The organism is Phyllobacterium zundukense (assembly GCF_025452195.1).
GTDB classification, from domain to species: domain Bacteria; phylum Pseudomonadota; class Alphaproteobacteria; order Rhizobiales; family Rhizobiaceae; genus Phyllobacterium; species Phyllobacterium zundukense_A.
Window position 1 is genome coordinate 839,612 of record NZ_CP104973.1, and the last position, 23,199, is coordinate 862,810.

Here is a 23,199-nt window from a genome sequence, read left to right on the forward strand (position 1 = left end):
CGTGCCAATCAATGATTTACGGATGAGGGCTTCGGCGAGAGCTGGTAGGCAAACATGATGACCAGCATAGGTATCAAAGTTATCAGCGCTATCATGGCCCATGCGTCATTGATGGATTCCACCATCGCCGCCCTTGCAATCATAGGACTGAAAATGCTCTGAACGAGCGCATCGAATTTCCCCGGCACATGCGCAACAACCTCGTTAGCGGGCATTCCGATAAATCTTTCGGTCCGCTGATCCCCCGCCAGCAAACCGTTGGCAATTGCGATGCCGTGCGTTGTGGATCGCGTGTAAATGACTGTGTCAATCAGTGCCAGGCCTATCGCGCCGCCAAGGTTGCGCATCAGATTGAACAGGCTACTGGCATCCGGTACCTGATCATCTTGAAGATTACCAAGAGCAAGGCGCGTGGGCGGGAGCAGGCAAAACATTATTGCCAGACCGCGGATAACTTGGGGCCAGAACATACCGGCAGCATCGGTTTGCGGTGTTTGAAAAGCACTGCAACCGAGGCCGATTGCGAACAACACAAAGCCGATGGTTGACAGCAGTCGCGCTTCGACCCGCTGTTCCAGTAGGACGGCAAAGGGCGCAATCATCAGTTGTGCAATTCCGGTCACAAGCATTATTTCGCCTATTTGCAGCGCGTTGTGGCCCCTGACGAAAGCCAGAAAAACGGGCATGAGATATACCGATCCAAATAGACCGAAGCCCAGAACAAAACTCAGAATGCAGCCAATGGTGAAATTTCGGTCCTTGAAGTTACGCAAATCGACTATCGGCGTGGGCGACATCCAGGTTCGCCGGGTAAAGGCGGCCAGCATCACCACGCTGAAAGCCGAAAGTGACAGAACGACGGGGCCCAGCCAGCCGCGTTGTGGCGCTTCCTTCAATGCGATCTCCAAAGCGGCAAGACCCATCGCCATCATTGCCAGCGATTGAAAATCAATCGAACGGAAATACTTGAATTCCATTGGCGCGCGGGGAAGCAACCAAGCTGCCAAGGACGCCGCAACCAAGCCAGGACCGATGTTGATCAAAAAGAGCCAGTGCCATGAGTACGTCTCCGTTATCCACCCCCCGATGATTGGTCCGACAGTCGGAGCCATGACTGCGACGACACCAGCGACGGTTGTGGCGATACTTTGGTGCCGCTGCGGAAACAACAGGAAAACCGCAGAGAAAACCAACGGGATCAAGGTTCCGCCTGAGGACCCCTGCAAGACCCGCCAGCACAGAAGGGCATTGAAACTATCGCTTTGCGCACATCCGACGGAAGCAGCAGTAAACAGCAATGTGCCAAATACAAAAAGCCAGCGCATACTGAGCAAGCGGGTCAAGAAGCCCGTCAGCGGGATCGCAACGATTTCGGCGATCAAATAGGCGGTCTGAATCCAGCTCATTTGATCCGGATTTATCCCTAAGGCACCCTGGATTGTTGGTAGCGACGTAGCGACGATCTGGACGTCGAGAATAGCCATGAACATCCCGATGCACATTGCGAAAAAGCCCAGCCAAGTTGAAAGACTTGGCAACCGCACTTCGCTTGCATCAGGGCATTGCATCATGGCGCAACTCCGAAAGCGCGGCATTCTCTTCGCGAATCCTTACCGCCAGAACCAAGGCATTCAGCGCGGAGAACGCGAGAGCATACCATATCAGCCCAAAGCACAAGGGCAGCACGGCGATCTCTCCGATCACGACGACATAATTCGGATGCGAAAGAAAGCGGTAGGGGCCCGTTCTGACGAGCGGGCTTCCCGGCAGAACGATAATGCGCGTGGTCCAGCGCTTGCCCAACGTCCCAAGCACCCAGAACCGCAAGCCTTGAAGCAATATGAAAACGGCAAGCCATCCGGGTTCAATCGGCTTGTCCCAGGCAAGAACCCACAGGCCGGCAAGCCAGGCGGCATGCAACGCCACGATGAACACATAATGACCCGGCGCCGCCTCATAGGCTCCCTTCGCCAGCAGGGCTTTGGTGTTATGTCTGGCGAGCAGGAGTTCGCCAAGACGCTCGATAGTGACGAAAGCGAGAAGCGTGGAAGCCGCGATCATGCGGCTCTCGTGAGTGAAACACAGCTGACGCTGAAGCCTGGGCCCATCGCTGTCAGCAATGTGCGGGATGGCAAACCCGGCTCGGCGACGCGGTCGAGAACGAACAGCGCCGTGGGGGCCGACATATTTCCATATTCGGATAACACATCCCGTTCATGGTCCAGGCTGCCTTGACCAAGGGAAAGCGCAGTCTCCAAGGCAGTCACGACTTTGGCGCCGCCGGGATGACAGGCAAATCTATCGATATCCGCAAGTTCCAAATCCGCGCGTCCGAGGATTCCGGAAATCGCCGGGGCGATGCGCTCTTCGGCAAAAGGTGGAATATCGCGATCGAAAATGACGCCGAAACCTTGTCTGTCAACACTCCAGCCCATTATGTCCAGCGTGCCGGGCCAGGTGTGCTGGCCGGACATCTCGACAGCTGCAAGTCCCTCATTTGCAACCTTCAGGACGCATGCCGCCGCGCCATCCCCGAAAAGCGCACTGGCAACGATATTGGCTTTTGTCAGTTGATCCAACCGGAACGACAATGTGCACAGTTCAACAGCGACCAGCAGGACGACGGTTCCAGGTCTTGACTGCGCAAGCCGGGAGGCAATGGAAAAACCGGATACACCGCCCGCACAGCCCAACCCAAAAACAGGCACGCGTTCGATATCATCCCGAAATCCCATTTGCTGGGCGACACGGGCTTCCAGGCTTGGGGTGGCAATACCCGTTGACGACACTGTTACGACCGTATCGACGTCCTTGCCCCTGATGCCTGCCTTTTCCAGAGCGGCATTGGCTGCCGAGACGAACAAACTGCACGCTCCTTCAATATAAGCGGCATTTCTTTCCGGCCACCCCAAAGGCTCCAGATACCATTCCAGGGGCTGGACAGCGTAGCGCGTGCGAATGCCGGAACTCTCGAAAACTTTCGCCAAACGGTCAAAGTCTCTGAACCGGGCCGAAAAAGCCTGATGTGCCGCAGCAGCGGCGTCGCGTTGTTGAATGATGTGGGCAGGCACTGCTGTGCCTATTGATAGCAGTTTCACGGATTGAGACATCGACACTCCTTGGTGACATTGCCTCTGCAATCGACGCGGGCACAAGTGCTGCCACGAGGACCCTGCAAGACACATCTCTTCGACAACACTTGAACTGGTGTCAATATTCGATAACCACCGCAAGCCAAATGGGCTCAGATTCTCTACGAGAATGCCAAGGGTACCGCTGTGAGTCTCGACAGCAAGAATTTTGTCGATAACCTTTAAGGTGACATCTGGTATTTTTCACCAATGGGCGACGGTATCGCCGATTGATCATTCAGGTCGACGGCATTTCGATTCCGGATTGTCAGCACGCGATTCCATCATCGGAGGCCAATCCAGCGCTCGTCTAACAATCATTATGTTCAGAAGCAGATTGCGTCCCCGTCGACGATTTCCGTTACGCCGACCAACGTGACACGAAAATCCGCAGTCAGGTCGCCATTCACATCGATCTCTAAGCTGGTCGAGGTATCGCCATGGACAAGGTGCAACTCGCCCGCTTCCCCGGAGAAATTGCTGTAACCGACGAAGGTCAAATCCATAGGATCACCCTCTTGCGGATATCCCGCATAAAACGTTCTTAGATCGATCTTGTCACCCTCGGATGCGCTAAAGTCGCTGATGACATCCGCGCGGGGAATATCGCTGTCGTAAAGAGCGGTGAACACAAAAACGTCGGCCCCTGTTCCGCCACTGAGGCTATCGTTTGCGGGAAATCCCGGGATTGCACTGGCAGGTGCAAAGTTCTCGCTGAAGTAGGCACCCATTCCGCCGATGAGCGTATCGTTCCCCGCGCCACCATAAATCCTATCCGCTCCATCACTGCCCGACAGCATATTGTCCCCGCTGTCACCCCAAATGAAATCGCCGCCAAAGCCTCCGATGACGTTTTCAATGTTGGTGAACGTGCTGCCGCCGGAATTACCGCCGGAGACTGTGCCCGACGCGAGACCGATCGTCAGACCTTCATCGAACACACTTCCGCTGCCACTGAACAGGACGCTGTCGATTCCATCGCCGCCATCGATCCGGTCGGCCCCGCCCCTGACTTCAAAAAAATTGTCATGGTTATCGCCAGTCAGAACATCATCATGGTGAGTAGCTATGATGTTCTCGATATTGCGGAACGTTTCGCCGGTTTCGACCTCACCGCCCGATGCTATACCCGCCACCAGATCAACCGTGACGCCGCCGAGGGCTGGGTTGAAATGGGAGAGGTCCATTGTGTCAACACCATCACCCCCGTCGATCTGATCAGCGCCAGCACCACCGATCAGCTTATCATCGCCAGCGCCTCCATCAAGAATGTCATTGCCCTGACCGCCACGGAGTTCATCGTCTCCGGCATCCCCGGCAAGCATATCATTACCGGCGTTGCCGGATAGTCTATTGTTGGCGCTATTGCCGGTCAGAATGTCCCCATAAGCGCTTCCAACCACATCCATAGCGTCGCGGATGATATCCCCTTCGGCAAAACCACCCTGTCCCAGGCCCACCGCGAGGTTGACGGTCACACCGGCGCTCGAGGCGCTGTAATTGACCGCGCCATCACAAATGAGCAGATCGGCACCGGGATCACCGTGCAGTATGTCTCCCCCGCCATTGCCAATAAGTATGTCATCGCCCTCACCGCCATACAGGGCATCACCCATGCCACTACCGACCAATATATCGTCCCCGGCACCGCCAAAAAGTTGATCGCCGTCGGCATCACCGGGAATACTGTCAGCCTCTAGTCTGGCACGTCCGCTGATTAGTACGTCATCCCCGTCCCCTCCATAGAGGCGGTCGTTGCCGTAACCACCGACCAGAACATCATCGCCACCGCGTCCGTAGAGCGTATCGTCATCCCACTCGTCACCAAAACTGGCATCGACCCAGTCGTTTCCATCGCCGCCATCAAGGATATCGGAGCCACCGCCGCCATAAAGCGAATCGTGCCCTTCGAAGCCGTTAAGCACATCATTGCCGGCAAGGCCGTTGATGATATCGTCTTTATCGGACCCGGTGAGAATATCATTGCTCTCCGTCCCGTCTACGATGGCTTTCGTGACCATGTGCACACCAGATAGAGCAGCAAGATCGGCATCGTCAGAACCTCGAACCAACAATGCCTGTCGATGAGATGAAACAACCATAGTCTTTCCTCCCCTAATATCAGTAATTCTTACAGTTTTTGATTTTTAAGTGTGCACTGCAAAATAAGTTCCAGTAACACACGCCTCAACCAAAGCATCACCGCTATTTATGCAATTTTACTTTAACACGTAGCACATTTAGTTCGTATTTGGCAATATCTCATTCGGCTTGATACTTTCATCAGCCCCGCGGTACCTTAATATAATACTTGAAAATTACTTCAAAATTACGAATATTCCGCGGAAAAGTCACTGAGAGGCGTGGGAATTGTGCTTCAAGTAGTCTTTATGCCGGCGAGTGACAGGATAAGCCAGCGTCCCCTAAAACCCGAGAAGCGCCAGCGACCGTTTGTCCATACGACCGTCGCAGAATTGATCCAGAGCACGTTTGAAAACAACAGGATCACTCGATGCCAGTGAAAAGAGCGTCATCGATGAACAGAACTTCAGATCATCCGGAGATCCCAGTATTCGATTGAGAGACGTATCGGTGTGGGTCAACAATATCTCGGTACAAATGACCAACCGCTCGCCTAGAAGCCGATGACCCAGATAAGCTTGCGCTTCGTCAAGCGATGCTATGCCGTAGAACTGTGCCGTGGAGGAGTGACCGAGATTCTTTAGTTGTGGAAAGATGAACCACATCCAATGGCTGCGTTTTTGTCCAGATTTCAACTCCTCGAGCACCTGCTCAAAGACAGGTTCCTGCGCTTGGACAAACCTTCCGAGGTCAAATTCGCTTGCTTCTGTCATTACACTATGTGTCGCGATCTCCACGTCGAGCTTTTCGGCGCCGGCTATTGCCACATCCCTCGCATACGCGCCCCTATGTCCACACGCGTCGTTGGCGGCTCCGATTGTCCGGCAGCACAGGACCGGGCCAGAGGCCATGCGATGCACTCGAAATATTGCAATAGCGTAGCCGGGATGAATCGTGTCCGGGATGCATAAACATGCCGGTCGCCCTGGGCATTCTGGCCATGCGTAAAGAAGCGCTGCGGCACGACAAGGTGGAGATTGTCCTTGGCCCGGGTCATGGCGACGTAGAGCAATCGCCGTTCCTCTTCGAGTTCCGCCGTGGAACCGGCGCCGAGGTCGGAGGGCATGCAGCCATCGACAACATTGAGCATATAGACGGATTTCCACTCCTGGCCCTTGGCCGAGTGGATGGTCGAGAGAATGAGATAGTCCTCGTCAAGCAGCGGCACGCCGGACTGGTCGCTGGTCGCGTCCGGCGGATCAAGGGTCAATTCAGTGAGAAAACGCTCGCGCGATGGATAACCCGCTGCAATCTGTTGCAGTTGCAGAAGATCGGCTTGCCGCATCGACGCATCTTCATGGATGCGTTCCAAATGCGGTTCGTACCAGAGCCGTGCCTGCTCGATCTCGGCCGGCCACGCTTTACCTGCACCGATCTGCTGCAGCATTTGCACGAAACCAGTCCAGTCCTCGCCGGCCCGAGGCGGCACAGGAATGTCGGCGAGTGCTGCAATTGGATCGGCTTCTTCTGCCATCCGATCCAACACACGTTGCGCCGACGAAGGCCCGACACCGGGCAAAAGCTGCATTAGCCGAAAACCCGCCACGCGGTCGCGTGGATTCTGCGCAAAACGCAGCGCTGCAAGCATGTCCTTTACATGGGCGCTATCGAGGAATTTGAGCCCGCCGAATTTTACGAAGGGTATGTTGCGGCGTGTCAATTCCACCTCCAGCGGCCCGCTGTGATGCGACGTTCGAAAAAGCACTGCCTGCTGTTTCAAAAGGGTTCCGGTTTCGCGGTTCTCCAGCACGCGTTCCACGATATAACGTGCCTGATCGGCCTCGTCGCGAACACTGACAAGTTGCGGCCGTTCAGCCGATTGCCGTTCCGTCCAGAGGTTCTTGGTGAACCGTTCCGACGCCAAGTCGATGACACCGTTGGCAGCGGCGAGGATGGTTTGCGTGGAGCGATAGTTCCTGTCCAGCGTTATGATATCCGCGGAAGGGCTGAACGCCTTGGGGAAATCGAGAATGTTACGAACTGTGGCGGCGCGAAACGAGTAAATCGACTGTGCGTCATCTCCTACCACGGTAAGGCCCAGGCCACTTGGCTTCAGCGCCAGGAGGATCGAGGATTGCAGGCGGTTGGTGTCCTGATACTCGTCGACCAAAACATGGTCGAACCGGCCGCCCATATCGTCGGCGAAAGCTGAGACACTGGCGGTTTGCGCCCAGTAAAGCAATAAATCGTCATAATCGAGAATGTTCTGTATCTGCTTGGCTTCGACATAGGCGGCGAAAAGCTGGCGCAGCTGAGCATCCCAGGCAGCGCACCAGGGAAAGAAGGCCTTGAGTACTTCGTCGAGCGGCCGTTCCGAATTGACGGTACGGGAATAAATAGCGAGACAGGTGCCTTTGGTCGGAAACCTGCTTTCCTTTTTGGAGAAGCCCAGCTCATGCCGGACGATATTCATCAGATCGGCAGAATCCTCGCGGTCGTGTATGGTAAAATCCGGGCTGAGGCCGATCTGGTCCGCATATTCGCGCAAGAGACGTGCGCCGATACCATGAAATGTACCTGCCCATTCCAGAGCATCCACGATTATACCGGACTTCGCACCCAAGACCTGGCCGCATATACGCTCGACACGGCGCGACATCTCGGCGGCGGCCCGGCGTGAAAACGTCATCAGCAAGATCCGGCGCGGATCTGCTCCGTTTACGATCAGATGCGCGACGCGATGCGCAAGCGTATTGGTCTTGCCCGAACCGGCTCCGGCAATCACCAGTAGCGGGCCAGCCGCCTGCCCTACGCCATATTCCACCGCCATGCGCTGCTCGGCATTCAGTTTTTCCAAGTAGGCAGCGCTCATATGATCCCCGACAGGCAGCCTCGCGAATCAGCCGCGAACAGAGAGTGAACGTAACATCAGGGAAATTGCTTGGGAAGATCAACTCCGCGGAATGAAACCATCGGCGAACCAAGGCGTTGTGCTATTGCCGATCGTTTTTCGGCAAAAAGCTCATTGTGGAGTTCCAATACTTGCGATCGAGGCACATCGCTCTGGCCGCCGAAAGGATGATACCATGGTCGATGATTTCGACGAAGACGACGAAGATGTCTGGGCAGTTCACAATTCTCTCGGATGGTATCTCGGCATATTTATTACTGGCGTGATAGTGGCAGCACTCGTCGCGAATTTTATCTGAAGTGTTTGTGCCGATGGCCAACTACCTGAGAGCACCGGTGCAATACCTTTGGATACTCTTTAATAAGAAATAGTAGCCAATCGCGATTGATTGAAGCGAACATCGTATCTGTGCAGACTGGTGTGGCTGATTGACCCCAGCAGGCCCGGTGCCCATTCCCCCAAGCCCCGCCGGGCCTTTTTCCATGAGAGCGCATATCATCCGAAATGGATCCAGACGATCGAGACCCGCCAAAAGCCGAGTATGATCCGTACCTTACGCCGATCCGGCCTTACGTGGTGCTGTTCGTCGTGATAACAGTCTTGGTGCTTTTTGCAGGTTGGTTGTTCGGTCGATGAGGTTATAATCCCCACGCACAGCTGCTTTTGGCAATTCGCGGGAGAGCGTCGGATGATCCGCAAGAATTCTCTGCTTGTTTTGACGGCACTACTAATTGGAAGCCCTGTTTCGGCTCCGGCATTTGCGCAGGGAACGGAGATGCAACTCAACGGCAAGGGCTTTGGTCCACCGGCATTTCGCTCCTTTTGCGGGCGCTTCGCGAGCCTTTGCAACACCCGCTCAGGTGCGAGGATTGTCCAGTTGACGGCGGATAAACGCCGGCAACTTCAATTGGTTAACTCAACTGTCAACGCGAGTATCAAACAACAGAGCGACATGCAGACCAACGGTGTCGAGGACCTCTGGACGATCCCGACGAAAGCCGGCGACTGTGAAGATTTTGCCATCCTGAAGAAGCGCGAACTCCTGAAACGAGGCTGGCCAGCAGCTGCACTGTTACTTACGGTTGCCCGTCTTCCCTTCAGCAATGAAGGTCATGTGGTGCTGACTGTTCGTACCTCGAGCGGCGACCTTATCCTCGACAACCGCACCAATTCGGTCAGGGACTGGTCGAGCACATCGTATCGCTATTATGCGCGGCAATCGCAAAAGTCGGCGGGCTGGGATAGAATAGGCAAAGCAATCCCCATCGACGTTACCGCGCGGCTGAAGTAACGGCCTCAACCGCTTGCATCCAAAGTTCAATCGCAGGATGAGATTTTCATCCCGGACCTGACCTTGCTTGCATGGGAATCGTATCAGAATCGCATCTTTTTGTTTTATTTTCACTCCTCATCAAGCTTGTTTTTGGCAAATCGTGCGGCGCGTTGCCGCCTTCCTTTGCCGCATGTTGCTATTGCCGCAGTCAGGTGAAAAACTGGTGATCTATTCGCGCTCTTGCAATGAGAGGCCTCCGGAAATTTCCGGTAGGAAATCCGATTCCCGGTATGACTGACATTGAAGAATCCGGCTCCTCGACCGAGTCACTCTACTGGCGGCAGAACCTCGTCGTCTGCCTGCTTGGCTCTTTCACGACGATCGTCGCGATGACCTTGATCCTGCCATTCCTGCCACTTTACGTTGAACAGCTTGGCGTGAAGGATCATGCGGCGATCGTGCAATGGTCGGGTGTTGCCTATGGCGCAACATTTTTGACAGCAGCGCTCGTCGCGCCGCTTTGGGGGCGTCTCGCCGATCTCTATGGGCGCAAACTGATGCTCATCCGCGCCAGTCTCGGCATGGCGGTCGCAATGTCGCTGATCGGCATGGCGACCGATGTCTGGCAGCTTGTGTTCCTGCGGCTTTTGACCGGACTGCTCGGCGGCTATGCATCGGGCTCCACCGTTTTGGTGGCAACACATACGCCGAAGGCGCGCACCGGCTGGGCGCTAGGGACTCTTGCGTCGGGCATCATGGCCGGCAATCTTGTCGGTCCGCTGATCGGTGGCGCGCTGCCGCCGTTGATCGGCATCCGCCAGACCTTCTGGCTGGCCGGGGGCGTCATTTTCATCACCTTTCTGGCGACGAGTTTTTTCATCAAGGAAGAATGGCGCCCGGCAAAGTCGAAGACTGACAAACAGGTCGGCGGCTGGTCGGCCATTCCCGACAAACGGCCGATCATCGTAATGCTGCTCGCAGGCATGCTGTTGATGCTCGCCAATATGTCGATCGAACCGATCATCACGGTCTATGTGGCACAACTCGTCGACGATCCTTCCCATGTCACGATGGTGGCCGGCATCGTCATGTCGGCGGCAGCACTGGGAAGCATTCTTTCGGCGTCGCGTCTCGGCAAACTCGCCGACCGCATCGGCCATTGGAACGTCATCGTTGCGGCGCTCGGTGTATCGGCGCTCCTGTTGATCCCGCAGGCATTCGTAACCGAAGGCTGGCAGCTTGTCGTTTTGCGCTTCCTGATGGGGCTTTCGCTCGGCGGGCTTCTGCCCTGCATCACCAGCGTGATCCGCCACAATGTTCCCGACCGCGTCTCCGGCACTATTCTTGGCTATGCCACCTCTTCGCAATATGCCGGGCAGGTAATCGGACCCCTTGCCGGCGGGTTCGTTGGCGGGCATTTCGGCATGCGCGCGGTTTTTCTCGGCACCTGCCTCATGCTTGGCTTCGGCGCGCTCTATGGCTGGCTGGCGCGTCCCCGATAGAGCCGCTGTTGACCAGCGGGTTCGACAAACTCGAAAGCGACGTTGTCGGCGAGGTGCGCGATGAACTTTTCGACAATCGCCAGTGCGGCTTCCGCATGGCCGGAGATGGGGTGACCCGAGGGTTGCAATAGAAAAAGCGTACGCGTGAGCGGTGGATTGGCAATCTTGCGCGCGATCAGCGTACCGGCCTCCACCTCCCGCGCGACGACGCCATAGGGCAGAAGTGCAGAAGCGGTACCTTGCGCTATCAGTCCCTTGATCGCCTGTTTCGATTCAATCTGATAGGTGACGTCAAGCGGCAGCTGCAGTTGCTCCATCGCCTGTTTGACAAGCTGGATGATCTGGCTCTTTTCAGTGGAGATGACGAAAGTCGCCCTGGAAAGCTCGGCAAGATCGATTGGTCCCTGCTTGTTGAATTCCGTTGATGGACCGGTGACGAAGAAGATCGATTCGGTCAGGACCGGCGTGCAATTGACCGTCTTGTGAGGAGCAACGTCGAACGCCAACGCCAGATCAATCTCGCCCCTGGCAATCCGCTCCGGCAGATTGTGGCTGATATCTTCAATGATATGAACCTTGGTGGACCAGTTCTGCCGGTTGAACTCCTGCGCCAGCGGGGCTGCGAGCAGCATCGAAAGGCTGGCCGTCAGTCCGATCGACAGATGACCTGGCTGCGGGTTGTTGAAGTTCTTTATATTCTTCTTGATCGTCGCGAACCGTCCCAGCAGGTCCCTGGCTTCTTCGAGAAAATACTGACCTGCAGGCGTTGTCTTGATGCCCCTTGGGCTGCGATCCAGCAATTGCACACCGAGCTCCTGCTCAAGCGCAGTAATCTGCGAGCCAAGCGCCGGCTGGACTATGTTCAATATTGCCGCGGCCTGCGTGATGCTTCCGCTCTCACAAACACATACGAATGATTCAAGCTGACGAACCCTCACAGGTTTTCCTCCTCTGCACGAGGTCGTCTTACCATGCCGGCAGGATCAGGTCATGCGGAAGACGTCCTCCACCGGAAGACGGAATACAGTTCACGGGGATAGACCTTTCATATCTAGGCAGTAGTGCCGATTCTACTATTCACCCCCACCCGCAGCTTCGCAGCGACCTCCCCCATCAAGGGGGAGGTGGGGCTCCCCCTTGACCCTCCCACAAGTGGGAGGGCCCGCTACCTCAGATGACGATTTTGGTCATGATGCCTTCCGGGAAAACTTCCTGGGGACTCATATGTCGTTGGGCGATACCCTGCTGATAGGTATAGAGCATCATCTGTTCGAAGGTTGCACGGTTCTTTTCGATGCCGAAGGGAAATGTATCGCCGTCGAAGAGCGTGCGCATGCGGCGGGCGTAGGTGGCAAGCCACGGCAAGGGATAACGCGAGACGGCAGGATCGAGCAGACGTTCGAGACTGCGGTTCTTCGACTCCTCGAAGGCCTTGTAAAGGTTGCGGGCGATCCATGGATTGTCGTCAAGCAGGTGTTTCTTGAGCGCGATGATGTGCATGATCGGCCAGATGCGCGTCCGCTCGTAATATTCCTCCTCCATCTCCAGATAGTCCGGAAACAATCGTTCGATATTGGGGTCCCCCTCGAGGAAACAGGTGGGTGGCCGGGCGATGATGGCGCAATCGATCTCGCCGGAGGCGAGCATCTCCGAGAGAGACTTGTCGCCGACGCGTGTCAGCCTGACGCCCTCCGGCAAGTCGAGATCGACTTTCTCGATGCGCCCGGATGCGTTTGCCCCGGCCTGATACCAATGAACGTCCTGCAATTTGACGCCGCAATCATTGTGCATCCAGCCGCGCATGTAGACGGCCGCGGAATGCGCCCATTCCGGCGAGCCGATGCGTTTCCCGCGCAAGTCTTCGACTGTCTTGATGCCGCTGTTCTTGTTGACGTAAAACGAGCTGAACCGGAACAGGCGCGAGCAAACGACCGGCAAGCCGATGATGTCGCTGTCTGGCTGGCTGACCTGTGCCATGAACTTGGCAAACGAAAGCTCACTGATGTCCCATTCGCGATTGAAGGTGAAGCGCGCGAAAATCTCGTGGTGACCCAGGGTCAACCAGTTCAGGTCAAGTCCCTCGGCTTTCACTGCGCCAGTGCGGAAATCGCGAAAGTGATCATAGTCGGTCGTGGCGATCGTAAGTTTTTTCCTGGTCATTCCAAGTTCCTGATTGCTTGCTATTTCAGAGCGGAGAACATTCGATCGAGGGGCCTCTGCAATCTCATTGACCTTTGACGGCCGCGTTGAAGGTGTCGCGCCACTTCGGCAAATTATCCAGCGTGCTGGAGGGATCGACGACGCGCACCTGCAATCCTTCCGGAAGCGGGACGAGCTTGACGTTCGTCGGCGTGAATCCGCGATCGGCGAGGATTTTTTGCCCGTCGGTCAAGGTAAAGTCCTGAAAAAGCACTGCGGCATTCGGGTGCTGGGCGGTGCGGGCCACGCCAAGGCCGTTGATGCGCGCCACGGACTGACCAAGCGCATACCAATTGATCGGCGCACCATCCTTGTGCATCTGATCGGCCTTATACAGATAGGTCGTCAAGGCGAACGGCACTTCACCCGACGCGGTAAGTTGCGTGAGCAGGGAGTGACCCTTGCGCAGCGAAAGGCCATTTGCCGCCGCGAGCTGGCGGAAGAAATCGTTGCCCTCTTTTTCGGACGGGAATGTTGCGGCAACGGTTGCCATCCAGTCATAGGCCTCGGCTTCCAGACCGATTTTGCCGGACCAGCGCGGATCGAGAAGATCCTGCCATGTCTTGGGCAGATCTGCCTCTTTGACAAGGTTGGTGTTATAGGCTGCGGTGATGATATTGAGCCGGCTTCCGACCCAATCCCTGGCTTGGGGAACCGCGTCGGGATAAATGTCGGACATCACCGGCGATTCTACCGGTTGGAGCACCCCTTCGCGATGCAGCGCTTCCAACTCCGGTCCATTCGTTTCGATGACGTCGACTTCATTGCGGCCGGCCTTTATTTCCGTCACGGCACGATGCAGCACATCTTCGGAACTGCCCCGCCAGACGGTAACGGGAATTCCATACTTCGTTTCAAAAGCCTTGGTGATCGCCATGACGTCCTCGACGGGTGTCGCGGTGTACAGCGTGAGCGCCCCTTCTTTCTTGGCTCCCGCGACCAGCCGGTCCATGCGATCCGGACCACCATACTTGGCAATCTCGTCGATGGCGGATTGTGCCAGCGCCGGAGCGAGCAGCATGCCGCTGATAAGCGCAACGCAGGCTGCGGATCGTGCAAAACCGCGGCGGAATTTGTCCATATTCATCATGTTCCTCCCAGTGAATATTATCCCGGTTTCCTGCCTTCGCTCTCCCAAGCGAAACGTACCGCAAGCCCGTTCCCCGTTCGGAATCCGGTGTATATGGATGGTTAGTAGGAGTTCCGGCACCTATCCAATACATAGATTGTTTAGGGTCATCTAAAAAACAGATGACTGCCGATGGGAGGCCGGCGGATCGGTTCCTGCGAAATTCGATCATTCAAGAATAATTCTTCAAATTGTCATGGAACCGGACTCATACCGGACTCATTTTCATGGTTGGCTGAGCGGCGCAGAACCGCTGCCAAACTATCCGACATTTGTGGAGGAAGTGATGAACGACAAGCGTTTTCCCATCCCGGTTATGATCACTCTTGGAACTGCCGGCCAACGAGCAGTCTCCAGCGTTTGGGAAGCGATCGAATGCCTGCGAAGTTATTGGCCCGCCAAGAAAGGACCGAGCTATCGCCGGGCTCTGCAAGCCTGCCTTGATGCGCTTGACGGCTGGAAACCAGCGCACAAGGCGCGCCATGCCTTTATCAGCGCTGCACGCGAGGCCGGCGTATTTCTGGATACCAGACTGCATTAGGATGCATAGGGGTGCCGCTTTACCCTCCCCCTTGTGGGGAGGCGGAGCGAAGCGACGGGAGGGGGCTTTTCTTACGCTGCGAAAGAACCCCTTCCCCTGCTACGCAGCCTCCCTCCCCACAAGGGGGAGGGCAAGTGGAGCTGTCAGCGAATATCTGCCCGTGCCCGCGGGCGTTTTTCATTCATTTCATTGGAAAAGATTGCCGGCGGCAGAGGTGTCCTTTCACGAATGATATCCGCACCTTTTTCGCCCATCATGATCGTTGGCGCGTTGGTGTTGCATGACGGTACTCGCGGTATCACCGAACTGTCGCAGACGCGCAGACCTTCAAGACCCCGAACTTTGAGATCGAGATCGACGACGGCCATGGCGTCGGTGCCCATCTTGCACGTACCGACCGGATGGTGGTCGGTCTTGGCATTGGCGCAGCCATAATCGAACAGTTCTTCATCGCTGTTGTATTTTGGTCCGGGCAGGCGCTCCGCCATGACAAATGGTTTCAACGCGGCCTGCTGCATGATTTCCCTGGCAAGCTTCAGCCCCTCGATCGACATTTTCCGATCATGCGGATCGCTCCAATAGTTCGGATCGATGAGCGGTGCCGCGGATGGATCAGCCGATTTCAGCCGAACGGTGCCGCGCGAACGGGGATGCAGATAGGCTGAATTCAACGTGACGCCGGCATTCTTCAATCGTTCGACACCTGCCTCGATGCCGGAACCAAGGCCAAGATGGAACTGGATATCGGGCGAGCGGGCCTTGTCATCGGCGTACCAGAAGCCGCCAGTCTCGAACAGGCTGGATGCGACGGGACCAGAGCGAAACAGCAGATATTGCAGCCCGGCCCACAGGGTTCTGTGCAGCTTGGCTACGCCATCATAGGTGTGATCGCCGGTGCATTCACAGATGACGAACAAGTCAAGGTGATCCTGCATGTTCTCCCCGACGCCCGGCAGATCATGCACGACCGGCACGCCGACGCTTTTCAAATGATCGGCGGGGCCAATGCCCGATTGCAGCAGGAGCTTTGGCGAGCCTATTGCGCCTGAACTCACCAGAACCTCGCGGTTGGCCCGGACGATTTCGCGCGCATTGTTGCTGATGATCTCGACACCAATGGCACGTTTGCCCTCGACGATGATCCGCGATACCTGGGCGCCGGTGCGGACCGTCAAATTCTTGCGATCCTTTATGGGCGTGAGATAGGCCATAGACGCGGACGACCGGCGGCGATCCCGCTGGGTCAGCTGGTAGAAACCGACACCGCCTTGAGTCTTGCCGTTGAAATCATGATTATAGGGTATGCCCAGCTCCTGACCGGCGCGGATATAGGCATCGCAGATCGGCAAGGTGGCCGCAGGCATGGAGACACCCAGCGGCCCGCCATAGGAATGGTAGTCGTCGGCAAAACGCTGATTGTCTTCGGCGCGCTTGAAATAGGGCAGGACATCGCGATAGCTCCAGCCTTTGCAACCATCCTCGCTCGCCCACAAATCGTAGTCGGTTGCATTTCCGCGCGTGTAAAGCTGCGCATTGATGCTCGACCCGCCACCGATGACCTTGGCCTGCGTATAGCGGAGAACGCGGTTTTTCATGTGCTTTTGCGGCACGGTTTCCCAGCCCCAGCTGGCGACGCCCTTGGTCATCTTGGCGAAGCCGGCCGGCATGTGGAACAGCGGGTTCCAATCGCCGCCACCTGCTTCCAGCAGCAGCACGGAGATCGCCGGATCTTCACTGAGGCGATTGGCGAGGACGCAACCCGCAGGACCGGCGCCGGTGATGATGTAGTCGTAGGTCATGGTCCAACTCTTTGTTTACGCAATTGCGGACGGAAAACCGGTTCCCACTTTTCCTGCAATTGCTTTAAAGCCTGCTTATCGAAAGGGCGCCGTCGGCATTGATGACGGAGCCGGTGGCAAAGTTGAAATCGCCGCTGGCGAGCGCCGCGACGATGCGGCCGAGATCTTCCGGCTCACCCCAGCGCTTCATCGGCACCAGGCCTTCGGCGATAAGTTTGTCATATTTCGCCGCGGCAACCGCAGTCATATCTGAACGGATGATACCGGGACGTACATCGAAGACGCTGATGCCCTGATCGGCCAGACGCAGGGCGAGACCCTGGGTGAAGGCAGCGAGCGCCGCTTTTGTCATGCAGTAATCGAGCCGTTCCGGCGAGGTCATCGCGGCGGAAACAGACGTGATGTTGATGATCGAACGCGGATGGGACGTCTGCTTTTGCGCCAGCATCATTTTCAATACGGCCTGCGTGAAAAACACGGTTCCGCGCAGATTGATGTCGAAAATCGCGTTATAGTTAGCTGGCTCAAGGTCGAGGAAATCTCCACGAACTTTCGAGCCGATACCGGCATTGTTGACGAGGCAATCGATGTGGCCGAAGGCCTTGATGGCGGTCTCGACTGTTGCGCCATGGCTTGAAAGGTCAGCTATATTCGACTGGATGAAAACCGTATCTGCGCCCAGCTTTTGCAGCATCTTGACTGCCGATTGGCTGGCTGCGTCATCGGCTATGTCGGTGATGGCAAGGTCGAAGCCCTTCGACGCCAAGGCCTTGGCTATGCCAAGGCCGATGCCACGGCGGGCTCCGGTGACTAGAGCGACGGGTTTCATCACGCAAGCTCCTTCGACACGATGTGATCCGCCACACGCAATGCCTGCGCAGCAATGGTCAGTGCCGGATTGACGGCGGCGGAGGTCGGCAGGAACGCTGCATCAACCACGAACAGGTTCGGGTGCTCATAGGCGCGGCAATAGATGTCGAGCGGCGCCTTTGCCGGGTCATCGCCCATGCGGACTGTGCCGCATTGATGCGAGGGGGTCTTGCGGTCAAAGGCCTTGGAGAGAACGAGCGGAAAACCGGCTGAGCGGAGGACGGATTTGATCTGCGCAACCAGCTTTTGATGCGCCGGCCAGTTGCTGCGAATCCATTCAAGGATGATCCTGTCGCCATCGACGCGGACACGGCTGTCCGGTTTTGGCACATCCTCGCTCATGGCGAGAAAATCCACCGTATGGGCACAGAAGCGGTCGAGTATCCATTCGGGCACGAGCTTCAGGTCGGACTTGAGCACCGGCCCGCTTATGCGCTCGAGCAGTTGTGCATTGCCAAGGGGAGCTCCGCCCTTGCCATCGGACAAGTAGAAATCATTGAAACCAAAGGTTTTCTGGTAGACGGAATCGTTCCTGAAACGTGGATCGAAGCCGATGACCGCAGAGAGATTGTGGTTCATGAAATTGCGCCCGACCTGATCGGAACGATTGGCAAGGCCGGCGGGGTTGGCGTCATCGGCGGAACGCAGGAGCAGCACGGCAGACTGTACGGCGCCGGCAGAAAGGATGACAAGCTTGGGCTTGATGATGTAGCGCGTGCCGTCTTTTTCATAGTGCACCGCGGCGATGGTGGTGCCCTCAGGTACAGTTTCAAGCCGGGTGACCCTAGAATTGGTCTGCAATCTGACGTTCTTGTGTTTGAGCGCAAATGCCAAAGCTGCCGTCTCGGCATCCATCTTGCCGTTGAAACTGTTCGGATGCGCGTCCCATGGTGTGTTGCCGTGGGACAGCCATGTATCGATATCGACACCGAGCGGCAGGGTCGACGGGTGCACACCCGCAGCCATCAATCGCTCCCGCAAGGCAGCGATCGGCGCTTCGTCAGGAACCGGGGGGAAATCATAAGGTGTCGAATGCAGTGGTTCGGTCGGGTCTTCGCCCAACTTGCCACGAACCTGGAACAGAGCTTCGGCCTTGCCGTACCAGGGCTCCAGTTCCTCATAAGGAAAGGGCCAGGCCGGGGACACCCCTTCGAGATGCTGCATTTCCTCGAAATCCTCGGCGCGATAGCGCGTCAGCACCGCTCCGTAGAATTTCGAATTACCACCCACATTATAATAGTTCCCGGGGTTGAAGGCGCTGCCAGTCTTGTCGTACCAGCTTTCCTTTGGACGGAAGAAGCCGTGCTGGAAGATCGCCCGGGGATCACGATTTTCCGGACGATCTGGCAGATGATCGCCTGCCTCGAGGATGAGAATATCCGCACCCGAGGTTGCAAGTCCTGCCGCCATTGTCGCGCCGCCGATGCCTGAGCCAATGATCACGATATCTGCGGCTGTGGCCGGTTGTATCTCCTGGCTCATGCGCATTGACCGTTCATGCGATTCAGGCGCCGATACGCAATTGCGATTGCGGATCGAAGAATACGGCCTTGTCCAGATTGAAGGCGAGCTGTGTTTTCGCCCCGGGGACAATCTGCGCATCCGCGCGCAGGCGGGCAACGACTTCCTTGCCGCCAAGCTTCGTCACCGCGAAAGTATCCGAACCTGCCGGCTCGACCACTTCGATCAGGCATTCGCCTTCAACCAGCGAGCCCGCATTGCGGTCCGCGCCGTCCGGATCAGTCAGCGCTTCGGGGCGAATACCGAAGACGACATCCTTGCCGGCATATCCGACAAGAGCGCTGTTGGTCTTCTTGATAGGCAGGCGCAGTGGTGCCGCATCGGGCCTGTCGAGCACGACATGGAGATCCGATGCACTGCCATCAATCCTGGCCTTGAGCAGGTTCATTGCCGGTGACCCCATGAAATCGGCAACGAACAGATTGGCCGGGTTGTTGTAGATTTCCGCCGGAGTGCCGAACTGTTGCAGCACGCCATCCTTGAGAACCGCGATCTTGCTGGCCAGCGTCATTGCCTCGATCTGGTCATGCGTCACATAGACGATCGTGGTCTTCATGCGCTGATGCAGCCGCTTGATTTCCGTGCGCATGTCGACGCGCAGCTTGGCATCAAGATTGGAGAGCGGTTCGTCGAACAGGAATACCTGGGGATTGCGCACAAGCGCCCGGCCCATGGCGACACGCTGACGCTGACCACCGGAAAGCTGGCTCGGCTTGCGGTCGAGCAGATGGCCGATCTGCAGCATGTCGGCAACCTGCTTTATGGCCTTTTCGCGCTCTGGCTTCGGGACGCCGCGAATTTCCATGCCGAAGGCGATGTTGCCGCCAACGGTCATATTCGGATAGAGCGCATAGGACTGAAACACCATGGCGATATCGCGCTTGGAGGGATGCAGCCCGCTGATCGACTTGCCCTTGATGGAGATATCGCCGGAGGTGATGGGTTCCAGCCCGGCGATGGTGTTGAGCAAAGTGGACTTGCCGCAGCCGGAAGGACCGACGAGCACGAGGAAGCCGCCCTCATCAATCTCGATATTGATATCCTTGAGGATCGGCACATTGCCGTAGGATTTATACAGGTCTTTGATCTGGAGAAATGACATTGATTTATCCCTTCACGGCGCCGGACATGAGGCCGCGGACGAAATAGCGTCCGGAAACGATGTAGACGACAAGAGTTGGTATTGCGGCGATAATAGCGGCAGCGAAATGCACGTTGTATTCCTTCACCCCGGTCGACGAATTGACGAGGTTGTTGAGCGCAACAGTCATGGGCTGGCTGTCGAAACCGGAGAAGGACGCACCGAACAGGAAGTCGTTCCAGATATTGGTGAACTGCCAGATGACGGATACGACGATGATCGGTCCCGACGACGGCAGAAGGATGCGGCGGAATATCTGGAAAAAGCTTGCGCCGTCGATCTGCGCCGCACGCACCAGCTCTGTCGGAAACGCTTCATAATAGTTGCGGAAATACAGGGTGGTGAAGCCGAGCCCATAGATGATGTGAACGAGAATCAAACCATAAATCGTGCCGGCCAACCCCAGGATTCCCAGCATGCGCGCCATGGGAATGAGCACGATCTGGAACGGAATGAAACAGCCAAGCAACAGCATGCCGAACATCACGTTGGAACCGGGAAACCGCCATTTGGTGAGGACATAGCCGTTTAACGCTCCCATGATGGTCGATATGGCGACAGCCGGAATTACCATCAGCAATGAATTGAGGAAATAGGGGCTGACGCCTGTCGGCTGTACACCAATCTGCGCTGTCGACCAGGCTGTTCGCCAAGGCTCGATCGTCCATTCATGCGGCGGAGAAAGCATGCCACCCTGACGGATTTCATCCAGCGTCTTCAGTGAGTTAACCACCATTACGTAGAGCGGCAAGAGGTAGTAGAACGCGAAGAACAGGAGCGCGGTATAAATAAGCGCTCGCGTGAGCTTGCCGCTTGAAATTGCATTGTCCGGGCTCTGGGCGCTCATTTGCTGTCCCCCCTTACTTCAGAATAGAGATAGGGAATGATGATCGAGAAGATCATGATCAGCATGATGATGGCTGAAGAAGCGCCGATGCCCATGGAATTGCGGGTGAACGTATAGGAATACATGAACGTCGCCGGCAATGCCGTGGCCTGACCTGGTCCGCCATTGGTCAGCGCGATGACAAGATCATAGGCCTTGATGGCGAGGTGGGCGAGAACCACGAAGGCCGAGAGGAAGACCGGACGCATCAGGGGAATGATGATGCGGCGATAGATCATGCCTGTCGAAGCGCCATCGATTTGCGCCGCCTTGATGATTTCATTGTCGACGCCGCGTAAACCGGCAAGAAACATGGCCATGACGAAGCCGGAAGATTGCCAGACGGCGGCAATGACTACCGTATAGATCGCCATTTTGGAGTCCTTGATCCAGTTGAAGCGGAAACTCTCCCAGCCCCATTGATGCATGGTGTTTTCAAGACCGATTCCCGGATCGAGGAACCATTTCCAGGCAACGCCGGTGACGATGAAGGAAAGGGCCATCGGATAGAGATAAATCGGGCGCAAGAACCCTTCGATGCGGATCTTCTGGTCGAGCAGGATGGCAAGACCGAGGCCAATCACAGTGCAAATGATGATATACAGCGAGGCGAAAATACCGAGATTGGTGATGGCGCGCCACCAATACGGCAACGCCCAGAGCTTGCGATAGTTTTCAAACCCGACAAAGCCGTAGGATGGCAGCATCTTGCTGTCGGTGAAAGACAGGATGCCGGTATAGGCGATGAAGCCGTAGACGAAAATCAGGACGATCAGAAAACTCGGTCCCAATACCAGTTTCGGTATCAGGTCCTGTATGCGGCTGCGGGTATCCATAGCCTCACCCCTCGATGTGTAATCTTATATTGCCGCGAAGCGTCGCGGGGTACCTGTCCGGGGCTACATCGCCCCGGACAGAAACGCCTAACTTATTTCGCCGCTTCAACAGCCGAAACGAGTTCCTTGACCGCTTCTTCCGAGGTCAAGTCGCCGTTGAATTCACGGGTCACAACGTCATAGATCGCGTTCTTGACAGCAGCCGGATTGGCATGGCCATGGGCCATCGACCCGAAGAGCGTGCCGGCCTTGTTGGCTTCGGCAAGATCCTTGATGGCCTTCTTGCCGCAATCATCAAAAGCCGTATCCGGAACATCCGTACGTGCGGGAGCAGAACCCTTTACGACATTGAACGCCGACTGGAAGGTCGGGCTTTCAATGGCCGATGCCATGACGAGCTGCGGCTTGAGCTGTGCTTCACTGACCTTGAACATCGCGAACTGGTCGGAGTTGAAGGTGACCGAGCCTTGAGTACCCGGGAAGCGCATGCAGACGAAATCCTTGCCTGGCACCTTGCCAGCCTTGACGAATTCGCCCTTGGCCCAGTCGCCCATGAACTGCAGACCTGCCTTGTTTTCGATGACCATGGCGGAAGCAAGATTCCAGTCGCGACCGGAGAAGTTGTCATCCACATAGGTACGCAGCTTGGTCATGCGGTCGAAGGCTTCCTTCATCTTGTCGCTGCCGAGAGCAGCGGGATCAAGGTCGATGAACGCCGACTTGTAGAAGTCGTTGCCGAGAGAAAGAACGACAGCATCGAAAATCGTCGCATCCTGCCATGGCACGCCACCGTGGGCGATGGGGGTGATGCCCTGCGCCTTGAAGTTGTCGAGAAGAGCGATCAGCTCGTCCCAGTTCGCAGGCTCCTTGCCACCGGCCTTGTCGAGGGCAGCCTTGTTGATCCAGATCCAGTTGGTCGAATGCACGTTGACCGGCGCTGCAATCCAGTGGCCGTCATATTTCGAGAACTTCTGCAGGGCGGTCGGGATCACGTCATCCCACTTTTCCTTGGCAGCAACTTCATCGAGATTGCCGAGAGCACCCTGTTTCGCCCAGTCGGTGATGTCGAAACCGAGCATCTGTACGGCCGTTGGCGGATTACCGGCGGTAACACGGGCACGCAGAACGGTCATCGCTTCGGTACCGCCACCACCGGAAACCGGCATGTCGGACCAGGTGATGCCCTTGGATTCCAGATCCTTCTTGAGCACTTCCAGCGCCGTCGCTTCACCGCCGGAGGTCCACCAATGCAGGACCTCGACGTTTTCGGCCGCACGGGCCATCGTTGCTGTACCGAGCAGCATTGCTGCAGCGGCAACAGTATTCATCAGCTTTTTCATAACGATCCTCCCAGAGAAAAAAGAGATAAAATTTAACA

Annotated in this window: 20 protein-coding genes; 4 read left to right on the plus strand and 16 right to left on the minus strand. The window is 56.4% G+C overall.

Annotated features, from left to right (window positions below; all coding sequences use genetic code 11):
- Nucleotides 1-8 precede the first annotated feature (8 nt).
- From N8E88_RS16475 to N8E88_RS16500, 6 genes are all read right to left on the minus strand, one after another.
- Nucleotides 9-1,571, minus strand: coding sequence for a DHA2 family efflux MFS transporter permease subunit (locus tag N8E88_RS16475; RefSeq protein WP_262294613.1), 1,563 nt, complete (start codon nucleotides 1,569-1,571; stop codon nucleotides 9-11).
- Nucleotides 1,555-2,061, minus strand: a complete 507-nt coding sequence (locus tag N8E88_RS16480; RefSeq protein ID WP_262294614.1) for an isoprenylcysteine carboxyl methyltransferase family protein — start codon at nucleotides 2,059-2,061, stop codon at nucleotides 1,555-1,557. Before N8E88_RS16480 ends, N8E88_RS16475 begins: the two co-directional genes overlap by 17 nt.
- On the minus strand, nucleotides 2,058-3,110 hold the full coding sequence (locus N8E88_RS16485) for a type III polyketide synthase (RefSeq protein WP_262294615.1): 1,053 nt from the start codon (nucleotides 3,108-3,110) through the stop codon (nucleotides 2,058-2,060). Before N8E88_RS16485 ends, N8E88_RS16480 begins: the two co-directional genes overlap by 4 nt.
- A gap of 347 nt (nucleotides 3,111-3,457) precedes the next feature.
- Nucleotides 3,458-5,233 carry a calcium-binding protein gene (locus N8E88_RS16490; RefSeq protein ID WP_262294616.1) on the minus strand — a complete coding sequence of 592 codons (1,776 nt, stop codon included), beginning with the start codon at nucleotides 5,231-5,233 and terminating at the stop codon, nucleotides 3,458-3,460.
- 321 nt (nucleotides 5,234-5,554) lie between these two features.
- Complete coding sequence (locus N8E88_RS16495) at nucleotides 5,555-5,986, minus strand: DUF1810 domain-containing protein (RefSeq protein WP_262295504.1); 432 nt, start codon at nucleotides 5,984-5,986, stop codon at nucleotides 5,555-5,557.
- A gap of 44 nt (nucleotides 5,987-6,030) precedes the next feature.
- A complete protein-coding gene (locus N8E88_RS16500; protein WP_262294617.1) occupies nucleotides 6,031-8,085 on the minus strand; it encodes an ATP-dependent helicase in 2,055 nt (684 codons plus the stop codon).
- Between the two features lie 214 nt (nucleotides 8,086-8,299).
- Here N8E88_RS16500 and N8E88_RS16505 point away from each other — a divergent pair, with 214 nt between their 5' ends.
- From N8E88_RS16505 to N8E88_RS16515, 3 genes are all read left to right on the plus strand, one after another.
- Complete coding sequence (locus N8E88_RS16505; protein WP_262294618.1) at nucleotides 8,300-8,422, plus strand: hypothetical protein; 123 nt, start codon at nucleotides 8,300-8,302, stop codon at nucleotides 8,420-8,422.
- A gap of 390 nt (nucleotides 8,423-8,812) precedes the next feature.
- Nucleotides 8,813-9,415, plus strand: coding sequence for a transglutaminase-like cysteine peptidase (locus N8E88_RS16510; RefSeq protein WP_262294619.1), 603 nt, complete (start codon nucleotides 8,813-8,815; stop codon nucleotides 9,413-9,415).
- Nucleotides 9,416-9,687: 272 nt separating this feature from the next.
- Nucleotides 9,688-10,899, plus strand: a complete 1,212-nt coding sequence (locus tag N8E88_RS16515) for an MFS transporter (RefSeq protein ID WP_262294620.1) — start codon at nucleotides 9,688-9,690, stop codon at nucleotides 10,897-10,899.
- Here the strand turns inward: N8E88_RS16515 and N8E88_RS16520 are convergent.
- From N8E88_RS16520 to N8E88_RS16530, 3 genes are all read right to left on the minus strand, one after another.
- A complete protein-coding gene (locus N8E88_RS16520) occupies nucleotides 10,872-11,837 on the minus strand; it encodes a LysR family transcriptional regulator (RefSeq protein WP_262294621.1) in 966 nt (321 codons plus the stop codon). The genes N8E88_RS16515 and N8E88_RS16520 overlap by 28 nt on opposite strands.
- A gap of 232 nt (nucleotides 11,838-12,069) precedes the next feature.
- Nucleotides 12,070-13,059: a substrate-binding domain-containing protein gene (locus tag N8E88_RS16525; RefSeq protein WP_262294622.1), complete on the minus strand. Its 990-nt coding sequence runs from the start codon at nucleotides 13,057-13,059 to the stop codon at nucleotides 12,070-12,072.
- Nucleotides 13,060-13,123: 64 nt separating this feature from the next.
- The gene (locus N8E88_RS16530; RefSeq protein ID WP_262294623.1) at nucleotides 13,124-14,179 is read right to left on the minus strand and encodes an ABC transporter substrate-binding protein; all 1,056 of its coding nucleotides are present in this window, start codon (nucleotides 14,177-14,179) and stop codon (nucleotides 13,124-13,126) included.
- A gap of 334 nt (nucleotides 14,180-14,513) precedes the next feature.
- Here N8E88_RS16530 and N8E88_RS16535 point away from each other — a divergent pair, with 334 nt between their 5' ends.
- Nucleotides 14,514-14,768 carry a DUF982 domain-containing protein gene (locus tag N8E88_RS16535; RefSeq protein ID WP_114429916.1) on the plus strand — a complete coding sequence of 85 codons (255 nt, stop codon included), beginning with the start codon at nucleotides 14,514-14,516 and terminating at the stop codon, nucleotides 14,766-14,768.
- Nucleotides 14,769-14,911: 143 nt separating this feature from the next.
- On the opposite strand, the gene N8E88_RS16540 is transcribed toward N8E88_RS16535, so the two are convergent.
- The 7 genes from N8E88_RS16540 to N8E88_RS16570 form a co-directional block, all read right to left on the minus strand.
- Complete coding sequence (locus N8E88_RS16540; RefSeq protein WP_262294624.1) at nucleotides 14,912-16,567, minus strand: GMC family oxidoreductase; 1,656 nt, start codon at nucleotides 16,565-16,567, stop codon at nucleotides 14,912-14,914.
- Between the two features lie 64 nt (nucleotides 16,568-16,631).
- Nucleotides 16,632-17,396: a 3-ketoacyl-ACP reductase gene (locus N8E88_RS16545; RefSeq protein WP_262294625.1), complete on the minus strand. Its 765-nt coding sequence runs from the start codon at nucleotides 17,394-17,396 to the stop codon at nucleotides 16,632-16,634.
- Nucleotides 17,396-18,925 (minus strand): GMC oxidoreductase, encoded by a 1,530-nt coding sequence (locus N8E88_RS16550; RefSeq protein ID WP_262294626.1) that lies wholly within the window; start codon nucleotides 18,923-18,925, stop codon nucleotides 17,396-17,398. Before N8E88_RS16550 ends, N8E88_RS16545 begins: the two co-directional genes overlap by 1 nt.
- Before the next feature lie 16 nt (nucleotides 18,926-18,941).
- Nucleotides 18,942-20,060 (minus strand): ABC transporter ATP-binding protein, encoded by a 1,119-nt coding sequence (locus N8E88_RS16555; RefSeq protein ID WP_262294627.1) that lies wholly within the window; start codon nucleotides 20,058-20,060, stop codon nucleotides 18,942-18,944.
- A 4-nt stretch (nucleotides 20,061-20,064) separates the two neighbouring features.
- Nucleotides 20,065-20,946 carry a carbohydrate ABC transporter permease gene (locus N8E88_RS16560; RefSeq protein ID WP_262294628.1) on the minus strand — a complete coding sequence of 294 codons (882 nt, stop codon included), beginning with the start codon at nucleotides 20,944-20,946 and terminating at the stop codon, nucleotides 20,065-20,067.
- Nucleotides 20,943-21,821, minus strand: a complete 879-nt coding sequence (locus N8E88_RS16565; protein WP_262294629.1) for a carbohydrate ABC transporter permease — start codon at nucleotides 21,819-21,821, stop codon at nucleotides 20,943-20,945. The genes N8E88_RS16560 and N8E88_RS16565 overlap by 4 nt, the downstream gene beginning before the upstream one ends.
- A 92-nt stretch (nucleotides 21,822-21,913) precedes the next feature.
- The gene (locus N8E88_RS16570; protein ID WP_262294630.1) at nucleotides 21,914-23,161 is read right to left on the minus strand and encodes an ABC transporter substrate-binding protein; all 1,248 of its coding nucleotides are present in this window, start codon (nucleotides 23,159-23,161) and stop codon (nucleotides 21,914-21,916) included.
- Between the last annotated feature and the right edge of the window lie 38 nt (nucleotides 23,162-23,199).